This is a genomic window from Phenylobacterium sp., from assembly GCF_030654915.1.
Classification (GTDB): Bacteria; Pseudomonadota; Alphaproteobacteria; order Caulobacterales; family Caulobacteraceae; genus Phenylobacterium.
The window spans coordinates 1-15,252 of record NZ_JAURWM010000371.1 but is presented as its reverse complement, the minus strand read 5'-3'; the positions used below and the strand labels follow the sequence as shown (position 1 = coordinate 15,252).

15 protein-coding genes are annotated in these 15,252 nt (G+C 65.4%); 7 read left to right on the top strand and 8 right to left on the bottom strand.

Going from position 1 to position 15,252, the window contains the following annotated elements:
* Positions 1 to 5: 5 nt before the first annotated feature.
* The gene (locus Q7T84_RS19070) at positions 6 to 986 is read right to left on the bottom strand and encodes an MDR family oxidoreductase (protein WP_304812133.1); all 981 of its coding nucleotides are present in this window, start codon (positions 984 to 986) and stop codon (positions 6 to 8) included.
* A 66-nt stretch (positions 987 to 1,052) separates the two neighbouring features.
* Positions 1,053 to 1,982 carry a fatty acid desaturase gene (locus Q7T84_RS19065; protein ID WP_304812129.1) on the bottom strand — a complete coding sequence of 310 codons (930 nt, stop codon included), beginning with the start codon at positions 1,980 to 1,982 and terminating at the stop codon, positions 1,053 to 1,055.
* Positions 1,983 to 2,161: 179 nt separating this feature from the next.
* Between Q7T84_RS19065 and Q7T84_RS19060 the strand changes: the two genes are divergently transcribed.
* On the top strand, positions 2,162 to 2,719 hold the full coding sequence (locus tag Q7T84_RS19060) for a helix-turn-helix domain-containing protein (RefSeq protein ID WP_304812125.1): 558 nt from the start codon (positions 2,162 to 2,164) through the stop codon (positions 2,717 to 2,719).
* Between the two features lie 220 nt (positions 2,720 to 2,939).
* On the opposite strand, the gene Q7T84_RS19055 is transcribed toward Q7T84_RS19060, so the two are convergent.
* Positions 2,940 to 3,608 (bottom strand): class I SAM-dependent methyltransferase, encoded by a 669-nt coding sequence (locus Q7T84_RS19055; protein ID WP_304812122.1) that lies wholly within the window; start codon positions 3,606 to 3,608, stop codon positions 2,940 to 2,942.
* Positions 3,605 to 4,528 carry an NAD(P)/FAD-dependent oxidoreductase gene (locus tag Q7T84_RS19050; protein ID WP_304812115.1) on the bottom strand — a complete coding sequence of 308 codons (924 nt, stop codon included), beginning with the start codon at positions 4,526 to 4,528 and terminating at the stop codon, positions 3,605 to 3,607. Before Q7T84_RS19050 ends, Q7T84_RS19055 begins: the two co-directional genes overlap by 4 nt.
* 100 nt (positions 4,529 to 4,628) lie before the next feature.
* On the opposite strand from Q7T84_RS19050, the gene Q7T84_RS19045 reads away from it, so the two are divergent.
* The 3 genes from Q7T84_RS19045 (at position 4,629) to Q7T84_RS19035 (ending at position 7,671) form a co-directional block, all read left to right on the top strand.
* Positions 4,629 to 5,084, top strand: a complete 456-nt coding sequence (locus Q7T84_RS19045; RefSeq protein WP_304812112.1) for an Rrf2 family transcriptional regulator — start codon at positions 4,629 to 4,631, stop codon at positions 5,082 to 5,084.
* Between the two features lie 224 nt (positions 5,085 to 5,308).
* Entirely contained in the window at positions 5,309 to 6,631 is a 1,323-nt protein-coding gene (locus Q7T84_RS19040; protein ID WP_304812110.1) for a cytochrome P450, read from the top strand.
* Positions 6,632 to 6,792: 161 nt separating this feature from the next.
* Positions 6,793 to 7,671: a hypothetical protein gene (locus Q7T84_RS19035; RefSeq protein ID WP_304812108.1), complete on the top strand. Its 879-nt coding sequence runs from the start codon at positions 6,793 to 6,795 to the stop codon at positions 7,669 to 7,671.
* 40 nt (positions 7,672 to 7,711) lie between these two features.
* On the opposite strand, the gene Q7T84_RS19030 is transcribed toward Q7T84_RS19035, so the two are convergent.
* From Q7T84_RS19030 to Q7T84_RS19020, 3 genes are all read right to left on the bottom strand, one after another.
* On the bottom strand, positions 7,712 to 9,520 hold the full coding sequence (locus tag Q7T84_RS19030) for an NAD(P)/FAD-dependent oxidoreductase (RefSeq protein WP_304812106.1): 1,809 nt from the start codon (positions 9,518 to 9,520) through the stop codon (positions 7,712 to 7,714).
* Between the two features lie 130 nt (positions 9,521 to 9,650).
* Positions 9,651 to 10,811 carry an alpha-hydroxy-acid oxidizing protein gene (locus tag Q7T84_RS19025; protein WP_304812104.1) on the bottom strand — a complete coding sequence of 387 codons (1,161 nt, stop codon included), beginning with the start codon at positions 10,809 to 10,811 and terminating at the stop codon, positions 9,651 to 9,653.
* Between the two features lie 46 nt (positions 10,812 to 10,857).
* Complete coding sequence (locus Q7T84_RS19020; protein ID WP_370653689.1) at positions 10,858 to 11,640, bottom strand: class II aldolase/adducin family protein; 783 nt, start codon at positions 11,638 to 11,640, stop codon at positions 10,858 to 10,860.
* Positions 11,641 to 11,731: 91 nt separating this feature from the next.
* Here Q7T84_RS19020 and Q7T84_RS19015 point away from each other — a divergent pair, with 91 nt between their 5' ends.
* On the top strand, positions 11,732 to 12,451 hold the full coding sequence (locus tag Q7T84_RS19015) for a Crp/Fnr family transcriptional regulator (RefSeq protein WP_370653688.1): 720 nt from the start codon (positions 11,732 to 11,734) through the stop codon (positions 12,449 to 12,451).
* On the opposite strand, the gene Q7T84_RS19010 is transcribed toward Q7T84_RS19015, so the two are convergent.
* Complete coding sequence (locus Q7T84_RS19010) at positions 12,403 to 13,269, bottom strand: hypothetical protein (RefSeq protein ID WP_304812097.1); 867 nt, start codon at positions 13,267 to 13,269, stop codon at positions 12,403 to 12,405. The genes Q7T84_RS19015 and Q7T84_RS19010 overlap by 49 nt on opposite strands.
* Positions 13,270 to 13,668: 399 nt before the next feature.
* On the opposite strand from Q7T84_RS19010, the gene Q7T84_RS19005 reads away from it, so the two are divergent.
* Together Q7T84_RS19005 and Q7T84_RS19000 are read left to right on the top strand one after the other, a co-directional pair.
* Entirely contained in the window at positions 13,669 to 14,799 is a 1,131-nt protein-coding gene (locus Q7T84_RS19005; RefSeq protein ID WP_304812095.1) for an HlyD family secretion protein, read from the top strand.
* The coding region (locus Q7T84_RS19000) for a DUF2955 domain-containing protein (RefSeq protein ID WP_304812092.1) at positions 14,799 to 15,252 on the top strand (454 nt) is incomplete at its 3' end. The genes Q7T84_RS19005 and Q7T84_RS19000, both read left to right, overlap by 1 nt.

The window sequence follows — 15,252 nt, the reverse complement described above, 5'->3', positions numbered from 1 at the left end:
CGAGGTCAGCGGTTGAGGTTGACGACGGTGCGGCCGCGTACCTGGCCCTTCAAGATCTCCGCGGCGACCTTGGGGACATCGGCCAGGCCCACCTCTGTGATCGTGGACGTCAACTTATCGAGGTTGAGATCACGGGCGAGGCGCGTCCAAGCCTCGATCCGCACAGGGCGCGGCGCATTGACCGAATCGATCCCGGCCAGGGTGATGTTCCTGAGGATGAAGGGCGCCATCGATCCCGGGAGGTCCATGCCCTGAGCCAGGCCGCAGGCGGCGACGACGCCGCGATAAGCGGTATGGGCCAACACATTAGCCAGCGTATGGCTGCCAACCGAATCCACCGCACCGACCCAGCGCTCCTTGCCGATCGGGCGGCCTGGCGCCGAGAGCTCGGCCCGGTCGAGGATTTCCGCCGCCCCAAGCCCGCGCAGATAGTCGGCTTCCTCAGCCCGACCTGTCGAGGCCAGCACTCGGTACCCGAGACCAGAGAGGAGGGCGATGGCGATCGAGCCCACACCGCCGTTGGCGCCCGTGACCAGGATGTCGCCCCGCTGCGGGGTCATTCCGCCGTGCTCCAGCGCCAGGACGCAGAGCATGGCGGTGTAGCCGGCCGTGCCGATGGCCATGGCCTGGCGATTGCTGAACGCCTCGGGGGTGGGGATAAGCCAGGCGCCGGGCACCCGGGCCTTCCGCGCATAGCCGCCATTGTGAGTCTGGCTGAGGCCCCATCCGTTGACCAGCACCCGGTCGCCGGGCTTGAAGGCTGGATCCTCGGAGGTCTCCACCACGCCCGCCAGATCAATGCCGCCGACCATGGGATAGGACTGCATGATGCCGGCGCCGGCGAGCGCCAAGCCGTCCTTGTAGTTGATGGTCGACCACTCCACCGCCACGGTGACGTCGCCCTCGCCAAGCGCATCGGGCTCCAAGGCTTGAACGGATGACGCTGCTGAGCCTGTGTTGGTGGTGACCAAGGCTTGAATGGACATCGGGTCTCTCCGCTCGGTTTAGGGGCCGCTGGTCCCACATTGTGGCAAGACGCGCGTCTGGTCGTCTCAGTCGGTGATCGTCCGCCGTCCTGGGCCGACCATCAGGCCTTCGATGCGCGAGCCCTCGGCCTTCAGCACGGGACGGAGCCTGCGGAACAGCCGGGCGTAGTTGTAGAAGGGCACGCTAGGCCACAGGTGATGCACGAGGTGCAGGTTCTGCTGGAGCAGCAGGAACGTGCCGCCGGCCCACAGGCTGACCCGCGTGTTCAGATAACGCTCGGTCTGATCGAACGGGTGATGCGGTAGCCACTGGAAGAAGATGTTCAGGATCAGCGTGGCCAGGCGCGTCGGCAGGAACCACAGCAACAGCCAGTCAACCACGTGGCCGCTGGCGACGGCCCCGACCAGCAGCGCCACGTTGAACAGGGCGACCGCGGAGACCTGGGCGATCTCGGCTGGGCTCAGGATCGTCCCCAGCCGCCTGTAGCGCTCCGCGTTGATGAAACGCAGCACGAACATCGGTATGAGCGACATGGGGACCATCACCACCCATTTCCGGATCAACTGGACCAAGGTGCCCTTCACGGAGATGTCGGGATCGCGTTCGGTATTGGTGTGGGAGTGATGCAAGACATGGGTGCGCTGGAGGGCGGGCCAGCCCATGCCCATGCCCAGCGCGCCGATCCAGCCGACAAGCGTGTTGATCCAGGCCGCGCCCTTCGGCCGTGAGACCACGTTCCCGTGGATGGCCTCATGGACCAACGTGTAGTGAGCATATGAAACGATCGCCAGGACCGGCGTGCAGACCCACAGGGGCAGGGCGCCTGTGAAGCCTAGCGTGATGATGGCGATCAAGGTCGTCGGCAACGCCACGGCTAGAAACAGCGTCGGCCACGCCACCGCGGGCGACAACTCCACCGCGATCCGCCGCTCGTCGGCGTGTGAAATTCCGATCCTTGCGCGAAGCGCTTTCGGGTCGTGAGAGCCGTCAGCCATGGCCTGTCCTCCTCATCCATTTCCCAGGATTTCAAAGGACGATAGCCACTTCCAAAATCAAAGCGACTCAAAAATGACGACCCCGTCATCTTTCTCATGATGACTGGACAGAGAACATATGAGTTTCATAGTGTTCAGCGAAAGCCGATGTCTGACGACGGTGGAGATGGGATCGGCCGATGGCCCCTAAGCATGACGCCGGCGATGACACCCTGTGTCCGATCGCTCATTCCACCGGCCTGGTCGGGGACCGCTGGTCAATCCTGATCGTGCGCGAGCTGCTGATGGGGCAGCGGCGCTTTCAGGATCTGCAGGCGCAGACGGGCGCCACGAGCCAGATGCTCGCCGCGCGCCTGAAGCGCCTGGAAGCCGATGGCCTGATCGAGCGCCACCCGTATTCAGAACGCCCGCCGCGTCATGAATATCGCCTGACGCCCAAAGGCGTCGATCTGATGCCGGTCATCCTGGCGCTGAGAGCCTGGGGCGAGCGCTGGTGCAAACCTGAGGGCGGACAACCGGCGACCCGGATGTTCCACCGCACTTGCGGCTCCGAACTCGAACTCGACGGAACGTGCCCGGCCTGCGGCGGCCTGGTTCCATGGCCGGACATGCGAGGCCAGCCGAGCCAGGCCTATGCGGACGAGCGCGCCCGTCGCCTTGCTGAATTCACCGTTCATCGGCGAGACGCACCTGGCTCCCAAACGGATAGATCCATTATTTCTGATAATATTCCTTAGGCGCAAATGCGAACATTCTTTCCTGCGCCCTATGTCCACGGCGTTGCCGACTCCTTCGCCCATGGCGCCCCAGCACCCCCCGCGCCACTTTCGGTACGCTGGCGTGGACAGCGCGGGACACAGCCTGCGAACGATGGGTTGCCGATGAGCGTCCAGACAGCGGAAGTGCGTTCGCGGAGTTTGGAGTTCACCACACTTGCCGCTCGAGGCCGAAGGCAGGTCAGGCGCGGGCCACCCAGCCTCGGAAGGTGAAGGCGGCGTAGAACAGCTGCGGATCGACGAAGCCGGCGGCCCGGAGCAGATCGACTTCCGCCTCTGGTGTAAGGATAGGCAGTTGGTCGCCCAGCCCCCGTGCGCCGCCCTTCGCCTTGTCGAACGCCACGCCGTTATCGGCGGCGAAGGCGGCGAAGCGATCAAGCCACAGGTCTCGCTCGGGGCCCTCGGGCATGCTGTGGTGCGCGGCCACGAACGGCGCGCCCGGCTTCAGCCGGCTCCGGATTTGCGTGAGTGTGGCGAGCCGCTCCGCGACCGGGACGAAATGCAGGGTCAGGAGGCAGGACGCGCCGTCAAATGGCCCGGTCGGCGCCGAGGCGATATAGCCCTCATGGAGTTCGGCCCTGTCGGCCAATGGCCCGAGCGTGCGGCGGGCCAGCTTGAGCATCTCGGCGGAAGGATCGACCCCGACGAAGCGCCACCTCGGCTGCGCCTCGGCGAACGCTCGGAGTTCCAGGCCGCCGCCGGCGCCGACCACCAGGATGCGCCCATCGGCCGGCGCCGTCTCGGCCAGCAGGAGGCGTGTCATCCGCTGAAGATCGCTGAACCCTGGGACGAGGCGCGGCGGGTTTTCGGCATAGCGGGCGACGGCGGCAGGATCGTCGAAGCCGGTCATGCGTGCCTCAGCGCGCCATGCGCCGCATCGAGGACCAGGGCGCGGTGCGCGGCTACGCCCGCCATGACGCCGGCCGCGGACGCCAGGGTGGCGTTGTACATCGAGGTGGCGGCGTCCCCGGCGGCGAAGACGCCTGGCGCGCTCGTCTGCTGCATGGAATCGACCTCGATGTAGGGGCCGGTCATGCCGTCGGCGAAGGCGCAACCCAGTTGCTCCGCCAGCGGGCTCGCCATGCGCGTGCTCGGCGCGGTGAAGACCACTTCGGCGGAGACCTCGCGGCCGTCGGCCAGCCGCAGGGCGCGAATCTCGGAGCCCTCCCCTAGCAGCTCAGTGACGGGCGTGCGTTCAATCCCAACGCCGCGCGCGGCCAGCAGCCCAGCCTCCTCCCCTGAAGGCTCGAACACCCCTTGGGTGTAGAAGGTCGTGGGTCCCCAGTCCGGCAGGATGACCGCTTGGTGGGCGGCGCCCGGCGCGTTGGCGATGACGGCGAACCGCCGATCCCGAACCTCATAGCCGTGGCAATAGGGGCAATGCAGGACACTCACCCCCCAGCGCGGAACCATCGAATCCAGCGGCAGCGCGTCCTTCACGCCGGTGGCCAGGATGAGCTTACGCGTCCTGACCTCAGCGCCGTCCGACAGCGCCAGAACCAGACCGTCATCCTCCCTGCCGGCGGACGCGGCTTCGGCGTGGATGAAGTCGACGGTCGGATAACGTGACAGCTGGGTCAGCCCCTCGCGCATGATGTCGGCCGGCGGGACGCCGTCCTGCCCGAGAAAGCCGTGGGAGGTCGGCGCGAACCGGTTCCGGGGCCGGCCGGCGTCCACCACAAGGAGCCTGCGCCGCGCCCGGGCAAGCTGCATCGCCGCTGAGAGGCCGGCGAAACTGCCGCCGACCACGATGACCTCATACTGATCCATCGCTCATCCTCGTAACTTATAATGTTGCGGGAGATATAGCGACGCGATCGCTTCACGCAACTCGTTTTGTTACGAACCGATTATGAGTTATGAAGGCGCCATGCCCACCGACACCCGCCTCTCCCGGATGCTTCACGTTCTGATCCACATGGATCACATCGGCGCGCCCGTAACGTCCGAGGTCATCAGCCAGATGCTCGACACCAACCCGGTCGTGGTGCGGCGAACCATGGCCGGGCTCAGGGCAGCAGGCTATCTGACCTCCGTAAAGGGGCACGGCGGCGGATGGGCGCTGGCGCGGCCTCTCGACGAAGTGACCTTGCGCGACATCCATGACGCGCTGGGCGGTCCGAAGGTGTTCGCCATCGGCCTAGCCGACAACGACCCGCGATGCCTTGTTGAACGGGCCGTCAACGCCGCCCTGAAGGACGCGATGGTCGAAGCCGAACAACGCCTCCTGACGCGCTTTGGCGAGGTGACCATCGGCGCTCTCTCGCGCGACGTCGCCTTCCCCCATACGCATCCGCCAGAGGCCAGCGGCGGGGCTGACGTCTAAGGCGGCGGACATTGGCTTGCCGGAGAACGGCGGCCCCTCAGCCCGATCGCTCCGGGCGTATGCTTGCGACGTCGGCGGCCGCCGACGCGCGCAAGCGACACGCCCACATGCGCGATCGCAAAAGTGACGCCCACGTCACGATAGGTCTTGTCGAATGCTGCTGAAGCAGCGAAATCTAGTGACAACAAGTCTCCAAAGGCTTGGCCACAAGGAGGAATAGGGCAATGAGCGAGAGCGCCACTCTGGACGCCGCCGCGGTCAAGGACGTGCTTGATCAGGTCTATTCCCAGCCGATCGAGACCCTTAACGTCGCGCAGTCGGCGCTCTTCCAGGCAGACGCGATGTGGCCGTACTTCGACCGCCTGCGGGCCGAGGACCCCGTCCACTGGACGCCCGCCAGCGACTTCGAGCCCCACTGGGCGATCACCCGGTACAACGACATCATGGCGGTCGACACCAATCATGGCGTGTTCTCCTCCGAAGGTGGCATCAGCCTCGGCCCCAGCGAGGAGATGATCGCCAAGCTGGTCGCCAGCGGGGCTCAGATGACCGGCGGGCCATTCGGCGGCCCCACCGGAGGGCCGACCATGTTCATCGCGATGGATCCGCCAAGGCACGATGAGCAACGCAAGACCGTCAGCCCGGCGGTCTCGCCGCACAATCTGAAGGTCATGGAGCCCCTGATCCGCGAGCGCGCCGGAGCGATCCTCGACAGCCTGCCGATCGGCGAGCCCTTCGACTGGGTCGACCGGGTTTCGATGGAACTGACGGCGATGACGCTGGCCACCCTGTTTGGCATGCCGCAAGAAGATCGCCGCAAGCTGACCCGCTGGTCTGACACGGTGATGTCGCGCCCTGGCGACGGTGTCGTCGACAGCTGGGAAGAAAAGCGCGCCGAGATGGGCGCCTATGCCGGCTATTTCCTGAACCTGTGGGCCGAACGCAAGGTCAATCCGATCGACGGCGACATGGTCTCCATGCTGGCCCACGGCGAAGCCACCAAGGACATGGATCAGTTCGAGTACCTCGGGAACATCATCCTGCTGACCATCGGCGGCAACGACACGACCCGAAACACGATCTCCGGGTCGATCTACGCCCTCAACAAGTTCCCCGACCAGTACGACAAACTGCGCGCCAATCCAGACCTCATCCCTTCGATGGTGTCCGAGACCATTCGCTGGCAGACCCCGCTCGCCCACATGAAGCGCGTGGCGACGCAAGACTACGAACTGGGCGGCAAGACCATCAAGAAGGGCGACAATGTCGTCATGTGGTACGTCTCGGGCAACCGCGACGACACGGTCATCGAGCGGCCAAATGACTTCATCATCGACCGCGAACGGCCGCGACAGCATCTGTCCTTCGGTTTTGGCGTCCACCGCTGCGTGGGCAACCGCTTGGCCGAACTGCAGCTAAAAATCATCTGGGAAGAAATCCTCAAGCGCTTCCCCGACATCCAGGTGCTCGAAGAGCCCCAGCGGGTCCCGTCGACCTTCGTCAAGGGCTACAAGAGCATGCAGGTTCTTATCCCGCGAAAGCTTTAGCCAGCCCACCAATGAGATCAGGTCGGCCCAGCCCATCGAGCTTGGCCTGACGGCTGGCGTTTCCGTAGCCGCGCCTTGGGGTTTTCACCGATCCACAAGGAGCGGCTAAAGGCCCAATGTCTCCTACGATGACGCGATAGAGCGCCGCTAGGACAAGAGCCATGCCGCTTGCTGAACTGGTCCCCCTGGCGCTCAAGTCCAGCGTGTCGGTCCTGGTCTTCACGATTGGTCTGGGCACCGCCCCTAGGGAGCTAGCTTATTTTTTCCGCCATCCGGGGCAGCTGCTTCGCTCCGTGATCTCGATGAACTTGGTGATGCCGGCTATCGCGGTCCTGATCGTGATCACCTTCCCCATGCATCGTGCGGTCCAAATCACCCTGCTGGCGCTGTCGCTGTCACCGGTGCCGCCGATCCTGCCAAGGAAGCTGGTGACGGCCGGCGGCGGCCACGCCTATGTCATGGCCTTGTTGTTCACCGCGGCGCTCTTCGCGCTCATCACCATTCCGGTCGGCGGGATGATCCTCGACGCGATCTTTCCGGCCAAGATCCGCATTCCCGCCGGTCCCATAGTTCCCCTGATCCTGATCACGGTCATCGTCCCGACCCTGGCGGGGATCGTCCTGCGCCTAGCCGCGCCGAAACTGGCCGCCCGCATCGCCGGGCCGCTCTCGCTCGCGGCCACCTTGCTGCTCATCGTCGCCGCGCTGCTGGTCCTGGTGAAGGCCGGCCCCGCCATCCTCGCCCAGATCGGAGATGGGACCTTGGTCGCCATCGCGGCCTTCGTGATCCTGGGCCTCGCGGCCGGTCACCTTATCGGCGGCCCAACGCCCGGCGACCGGTCGGTCCTGGCGCTGGCCACGGCCTCTCGCCATCCGGGGATCGCCATGGCCATCGCCCACCTTGCCGGCCCGGCCGAAAAGGCCGTCCCAGCCGCCATCCTGCTCTACCTCGGGGCCAGCATCGTCATCACCCTGCCCTATGTGATGTGGCGCAAGCAGGTGCATGGCGATACGTCCGTCGAGGACGCCTCGAACCTTTAATGTGCAGGGCTCGCGCCACCGGCGCGAGCCCTGCGAGCCATCAGCGGAACGCCAAGCCCTCGAACTGGCCCGAGTTTCGCCAGCCGTCGAGATACTTGAAGTAGGCTGTCGCGCCGGCTGGATAGCCGACGTTCAAACTCGCCGCAGGTCCGGGCGCTTGGCCCTCGTTGTTGTAGTAGCCGGGCGTGCAGTCCGGGGCGCCGATCATCCGCCCCGGCGCATTGAGCAGCAGTTGGACCCAGGCTTCCTGAGCGTCCGGGGTCACCTCGACCTGGCGGGCGCCGACGTCGAGCGCGTGCTTGATCGTCATGGCGATGGTCCTGCCAGCTTCGGTCAGGTTGTGCGGCACGTTGGAGATCAGGTTCGCGCCCTGGGTCGGCTGGACGAAGAAGGCGTTCGGGAACCCGTGAACATGAATGCCGTGCTTGGAGCGCATACCCTCGGCCCAGGCGTCCGTGAGCGTCAGTCCGTCGCGGCCGGTCAGTTCGAAACCCGCACGGCGCTTGTACTCGGTGCCGACCTCGAAGCCCGAGGCGTAGATGATGCAGTCGACTTCGTACTCGACGCCGCCCACGACAATCCCCTTCTCGGTGATTTTCTCGACGCCCTGCCCGTCGGTGTCGACCAGCTGCGTGCCCGGGGTATTGAAGGCCTGCAGATAGGCGTCGTGGAAGCACGGCCGCTTGCAGAGCTGGCGATACCAGGCCTTCAGCTTCTGGGCCGCCTCGTCGTCCTCGACGATGGCGTCCACGCGGGCGCGGATCTCCTCCATCTTCTCAAAGTCGGAGTCCTCGTAGGCCGCCAGCATCTTCTGCGGGGTCATGTCCTGCGGCGGCAGCTGCGAGATCTTGGCGCGGATCCGCCGCGAGAGATCGGTCCAGCCGTCCTGGACCAAATCGACCTCGGCATTGCCGCCCGCCTGGTTGGCGGTGAAGTTCTCGAGCCAGCGCTGCTGCCAGCCCGGTGTCGCGATGCCGGCGAACCACTCAGGATCGATCGGCGCGTTGGCGCGCACATCCACCGAGGACGGGGTTCGTTGCACGACGTAGAGCGCCTTGCAGGCCTTGGCCAGATGAGGCACGGCCTGGACCGAGGTGGCGCCGGTACCGATGATCGCCACCCGCTTGTCGGCGAGCTTCTCCATCAGCGCGCCCTTGGGATCGCCGCCGGTATAGCCGTAGTCCCAACGGCTGGTGTGGAACGAGTGCCCCTTGAAGGACTCGATCCCCGGGATGCCCGGCAGCTTGGGCACGTGCAGCGGGCCGGTCCCCAGGCCTATGAAGCTGGCCGTGAACCGGTCGCCGCGATTGGTCGAAATTACCCAACGCGAATTGGCCTCGTCCCAGCTCAGGTCTTGGACTTCGGTGTGGAACAGCGCGTTGTCGTAGAGGCCGTACTGCTTCCCGATCCGCTGGCACTGCTCCAGGATCTCCGGCGCGTGCGCGTACTTCTCGGTCGGCATGTGCCCGGTCTCTTCGAGCAGCGGCATGTAGATCATCGAGGCGGTGTCGCACTGGGCGCCCGGATAGCGGTTCCAGTACCAGGTGCCGCCGAAGTCGCCGCCCTTCTCGATGATGCGGACGTCGGTCACGCCGGCCTCAACCAGCCGCGCGCCGGTGACCAGACCGGCGAATCCTCCGCCGATGAAGGCGAAGGTTACGTGGTCGGTCTTCGGCTCACGCTCGACCAAGGGCGTATAGGGATCGTCGAGGTAGTGAGCCAGACGGCCCTTCACTTCGAGATACTGCTCATTGCCGTCCGCGCGGAGCCGCTTGTCGCGCTCCTCGATGTACTTGGCGAGCAGCGCCTTTTTGTCGATCGGCGGCTTAACAGCCTCGGTCGTCGTCATTCAAAAGACCTCAATCAAAATAGAGAGAACCAAACCGGCGGCCCCTCGTTCGTCGCAGCAATAACTTCGAAGATAGAGTATGGACGGCCGCAGCGCCACTGGCCTGATGGACGCTGCCGGCCTCCTACGATCAGGTCCGGGTCAGGCCTGCCGCCCGCAGATCGGCGATGGTCGGATAGCCGTCCACGGCCATCAGCAGATCGGCCTCGGCCAGAATGCTCTTGAGCACATGGGCCACGCCGTCCGCGCCGCCGAGCGCCATGCCATAGGCATAGGGGCGGCCGATGCCCACCGCCGCGGCGCCCAACGCCAGCGCCTTGACGACATCGCTGCCGGACCGAACCCCGGAATCGAAGAGCACCGGCGTATCGCCGGAGGCCTCGACCACGGCTGCCAGCATGTCGATCGCCGCCAGCCCGCCATTGGCCTGTCGCCCGCCATGGTTGGAGCAGTAGATGCCATCGACCCCGCCATCGATGGCCCGCAACGCGTCGTCCGGGTGGCAGATGCCTTTCAGGATCAGCGGCAGCTTGGTCAGGGAGCGCAGCCAAGGCAGGTCGGCCCAGGTGAGCGGTTTGCCGAAGATCCGCCCCCATTGGCCGACCGCGGCCGCGCCGTCTTCTTCAGGCGGCTTGCTCAGCAGCGACCGGAAGCGCGGATCGGAGAAGTAGTTGGCGAGGGCATGACCGCGTAGCTGCGGAAAATTGGCGTCATTGAGATCGCGCGGCCGCCAGCCGGTGACCCAGGTGTCGAGGGTCACCACGATGCCTTTGAAGCCCGACGCCTCGGCTCGGCGCACGAGGCTCTCAGCCAGGTCTTTGTCTTTCGGGGTGTAGAGCTGGAAGAAGCCCGGGGTGTCGCCCATCGCGGCGGCGACATCTTCCATCGGGTCGTTGGTCAGGGTCGAGGCCACCATCGGCACGCCCGTGGCCGCCGCCGCCCGCGCCGTGGCGATGTCGCCATGGCCGTCCTGGGCGCAAAGCCCGATGACCCCGATCGGAGCCATGAAGATTGGGCTGGGCAACTTCAGGCCGAAGAGCTCGACCGAGAGGTCACGCGTGGTGCAGTCGACCATCATGCGCGGCGTCAGACCCAGGCGCTTGAAGGCCTCGGCATTGTGGTTCTGCGTGAACTCGTCGCCGCACCCGCCCTGGACATAGGAGAGCACCGACGGCGGCATGGCCGCCGACGCCCGCTGCTCCAAGGTCTTGAAATCGACCGGCAGGTTCGGCCGCACGCCTTGCAGGCCCTTGAAGTAGATTTCGTTCTGATAGGAGCCGAAGTCGGGCATCAAACTCTCTTTCAAGGAAACAAGATCGGGCGGCTTTGCGAGCCGATCAGTCGCGGAAGCTGGGATCGATCCGGTCGAGTTTACGCAGCAAGGCCGGCCAGGCCAGACCCTCGGCCAGGCGCTTCATGCCTGGGGCGGCGGTCTGGCTCTCGACCTTTTCAGCCACGCCTTGGTTCGGTTCATACAGCCCCGCCCGTCCAGCGCTGAGCATCAGGACTTGAGCCTCGCAGGCGCGCTCCAAATAGTACATGCGCAGGAAGGCCTGGGGAACGCTCTCGCCGACAGTCAGGGTGCCGTGGTTGCGTAGGATCATCGCGTTCTTGGTTCCGAGATCGGCGACCAGTCGCTCACGCTCGTCCAGCTCCGTCGCGATGCCCTCGAAGTCGTGATAGGCGATGTCGTGCATCGCGATCATCGCGGTCTGGGTGTGCGGCAGCAGGCCCTCGGCCATGGCCGAAACCGCCTGACCATGCGGCGTATGCAGGTGGAGCACGGCGTGGGCGTCGTCACGGCCCATATGGACCGCCGAATGGATCACGAAGCCGGCCTTGTTCACCGGCTGGCGGACATCCATCACCCGGTTTCCCTCGACATCGATCTTCACCAGCGACGAGGCCGAGATCTCGTCGAACATGTGGGTATAGGGATTGATCAGGAAGTGATGCTCGGGTCCCGGCACCCGTGCCGAGAGGTGCGTGAAAATCAGGTCGTCCCAGCCATAGTAGGCCACCAGCCGATAGGCGGCGGCGAGATCGACGCGCAGCGCCCACTCCTCCTCCGACACCTGCTCCCGGATCGTGGGGGCGCACGTCTCGACGGCGGTCATCATGGTCATGGCCAATCTCCTGTTCCGATGACCGGGTCATCGCACGCGAGCGCGATCCAGATTGTCGCCTAATTGACAATCTTCGTCGGTCTGGATGATTTGTGGAATGACGACCACCCAACACGCCGTCCCGGACGCCATCCCGTGGTTCGCCACTCTCCCCGCGGATCGTCAGGCCGTCCTTCTCGAGCGGGCGCGACCAAGTTCAGTCCCCGCCGGGTCCCGGATCTATGGGCTCGGAGATCCGCCCGATGGCCTATGGAGCGTCGTTGAGGGGGAGGTCCGGCTGGTGTCCTACCCCGCGATCGGCGTGGAGTCGGTCGCCATGATCCTGGGGCCCGGCGCCTGGTTCGGCGAGCTGTCAGTCGTCGATGGCGGTCCCCGCCCCCACGACGCGGTGGCCGTCCGACCCACACGTCTGCTCCATGTGCCGCTGGGCGCCTTCGAACAGATCGCCATGGCTCACCCCATCCTCTACCGCGACCTCGGCGTGCTGGTCTGCGCCCGCCAGCGCGCGGCCCTGACCTTCATGGCCCAGGCCATCGCCCAGCCCGTGTCTGTGCGCTTGGCCCGTATCCTCGGCGCGGCCGCGCGCGCGGCCGGTCCAGACGCCTTGCGAATGCGCCAGGAGGATCTGGCCGCGATGATCGGGGTTTCCCGCCAAACCATCAACAAGGAGCTCAAACGCCTGGAGCGCGCTGGGATGGTCGAGCTTTCCTACGGCAAGATCGAGGTGCGCGAGCCCCAAGCGCTACGGGCGATAGGTCAACGAGACACCGCCGAGGGCGCAAGCTTGGCGTCCTCCATGAGATAGCGGTCGAAGACGGCTGGCGGCTGAGCCTTGAACGAAGCCCTTAACTGCTCCATCGGCGTCTGCGCTTCACGAACGCCGCCCTTGTTCGGCCGGTCGATGTCGAGAATGAGCAGGAGAGAGAGCGTCAGCAGCACCAGCATGAAGGCGGCCGCACCCCGGCCCCGGTTTCCGACAAAGACGTATCCGAGCACGCCGGCGGTCACGATCAGATAGACGAACAACACAAAGAACACCTCGGCCGGCACGCGGGCGGTGCGGGCGGTCTTCCGCGCCGCGTCGAGGTCGATGACATTGTTCACGCTGTCCACGAACGTGCTCGAGAAATCCAGGCCCTTGATGGTCACGAAGGCCGAGGCGGTCGCCGCCCAGAGATCGGTCAGCATCTGGTCGTTCACGGCCAGCAGCGGCGGAATCCGGTCGGGCGGCGCCTTGGCCAGGTTGATCCGGTTGTCGGTGTAGTTCACCAGCAGCTGGCCGATCCGTGCGCGATGTGGCTCGGGGAGCAGTTGAGCCCGCAGATAGGCTGTGCCGATCGCATTGGCCTCCTCCAGCACCAGCGCGCGCCGCATCTCGAAGCGGTCGACGGCGAGCGAAAAGGTGAAGCCCATCAGCAGAGCCAGCAGGCCTAGAACCGCCGAGACGACGTAGCCTTCCAACCCCCCCTCGCCGCTCCTCGAACCGGAAGGGTCGCGGCGATCATTCCAGGCGCGGAGCGAAATTCCCCCGCCGACCGCGCCCGTCATCAGGATCAACACCCCGCCCCCGAGCAGAAGGAGTGGCGAGTTGTTCAGCCAATAGTTCAACGTGTTCCAGACCATGGTCGCCTCCATGGTCAGGCTCCGGCGCTGCGGCACGCCGGTACATCGGTAATAACCCGCAAGCTCGGAGCGAAACGCCCGGCGCTGGAGATCGAATGGCCCTATCAAATGATGGGTTTCCCGACCTCAAACGTCGGCTAGCGCCAGCTAGAACTCCTGAGTAGTTTCCCTGCTTGATGTCAGTGACGCCCCCCGATTGACGCCCGCAAGAATTGGGGCGCAAGCTTCAGAACTGCAGGTTATCGAGCCCGCCACCCAGGTGTGGAGTGATGCATTGCTCTTCAGTATCGCCGGCGCCTTCATCGCTTCGCTCACCGCGACACAGCCGCTCGAGTCGACTGCTATATTGCTGACCGGCCCGCGCGCTTCCATTCAACAACACTAGCGGGGACCCACACCATGGGAGACGTCCCCGATCCACTGGAGGAACAGGCGCAGGGCCAGGACGGCCAGGGTCCGTCTCGCCCGCCATCGAACCCGATCCGCCGCCTGACCTTCATCGTCCTGGCGCTCGGCATCGGGCTATTTGTCTACAGTTTGTTTGCAAATCGCCTGACCCCCTACACTGATCAGGCGACGGTGCAGGCCTATGTCGTGCGCCTGGCCCCGGATATCAGCGGCCGCGTAGACGCCGTGAACATCGCCGACAATCAGGCGGCCAGGGCCGGTCAGGTTCTCTTCACCCTCGATAGGGAACGCTACCAGATCGCGGTGGAGGCCGCCGAAGCCCAACTCGCGACCGCTGGTCTCAGCGTCGGCGCCTCGACGGCGGGACTTGCGGCCAGCGAAGCCAGCCTAGCCCAAGCCCAAGCAAACCTCGCCAACGCCCGTCAGCAGAGCAAGCGCACCTTCGACCTCGTCAAAAGAGGGTTTCAAACCAAATCGCAAAGCGACCTAGCCCAGGCGACCCTCGACACGGCGATCGCCAGCGCGGATCAAGCCCTGGCCGAGGTCGAGCGCGCTCGGCAGAACCTGGGCCCTCTCGGCGCCAGCAATCCGCAACTGCGCCAGGCCCAGGCCGCGCTTCGCAAGGCCCGCCGAGATCTGGCCGACACGATCGTTCGGGCGCCCTCGAACGGCGTCATCACCAACCGACAGCTCGCCACGGGCCAGTACGTCAACGCCGGCCAGCCTGTGATGACCTTCTTCGACGGCGGCGCCATCTGGGTTGAATCCGAGATGGAGGAAAACGGGCTTGAGCACATCAAGGTCGGTGATCCAGTCGGCATCGCCCTCGATATCCGGCCGGGGCGGGTCTATCGCGGCAAGGTCGAAAGCATCGGATGGGGGGTCGACAGCCGTGAGGTCGATTCCCAGACCGGCCTGCCGACCATCCGGAACGACTCCGGTTGGGTTCGCGAACCTCAAAGGTTCGCCGTGCGCGTCCGCTTCGAACCCGATGACCGGCCAACGGGGATACGGGTCGGCTCTCAAGCCAATGTCGTGGTCTACACCGGAACCAATCCGCTGACCGACGGTATCGGGCGGCTCTGGATAGGTCTGGTTTCCTATCTGAGCTACCTGACCTGATGGAAAAGGCGTCCAGCCTCCGGGGCGCCTTTAGCCTCACGGCGGCGGATCGGGTGGTGCTGCGCCTGGCCTTCGCGGCGACCTTCGCCTTCGGGATCGCCGCGGTCCGCGATTGGGAGTTCAGCTTTCTCGCGCCAATGCTGGCCGTCCAGATCCTGGCGGCGACGCCGGCCTGTCCCAACTTCCGGCAAGGCACGACCATCCCGTTGGTCATCTTCCTATCCACGAACATCGCTCTAGGCGCCTCGACCCTACTGATGGGAGCGCCGATCGTATTGCTTGCGGCCGTAGGTCTGGTGGTCTGCTGGTCCTTCTATGGCCAGAGGCGAGTCGCGCCGGCGATCGCGGTGTTACTGGTCCAGATCGCCTTCTGCTGCGTGCCGCTGATCGCGACCATCTCCCTCGACGTGGCGCGGGACTTCTCGGACTTCCTGTTGTGGAGCAGCATCGCCG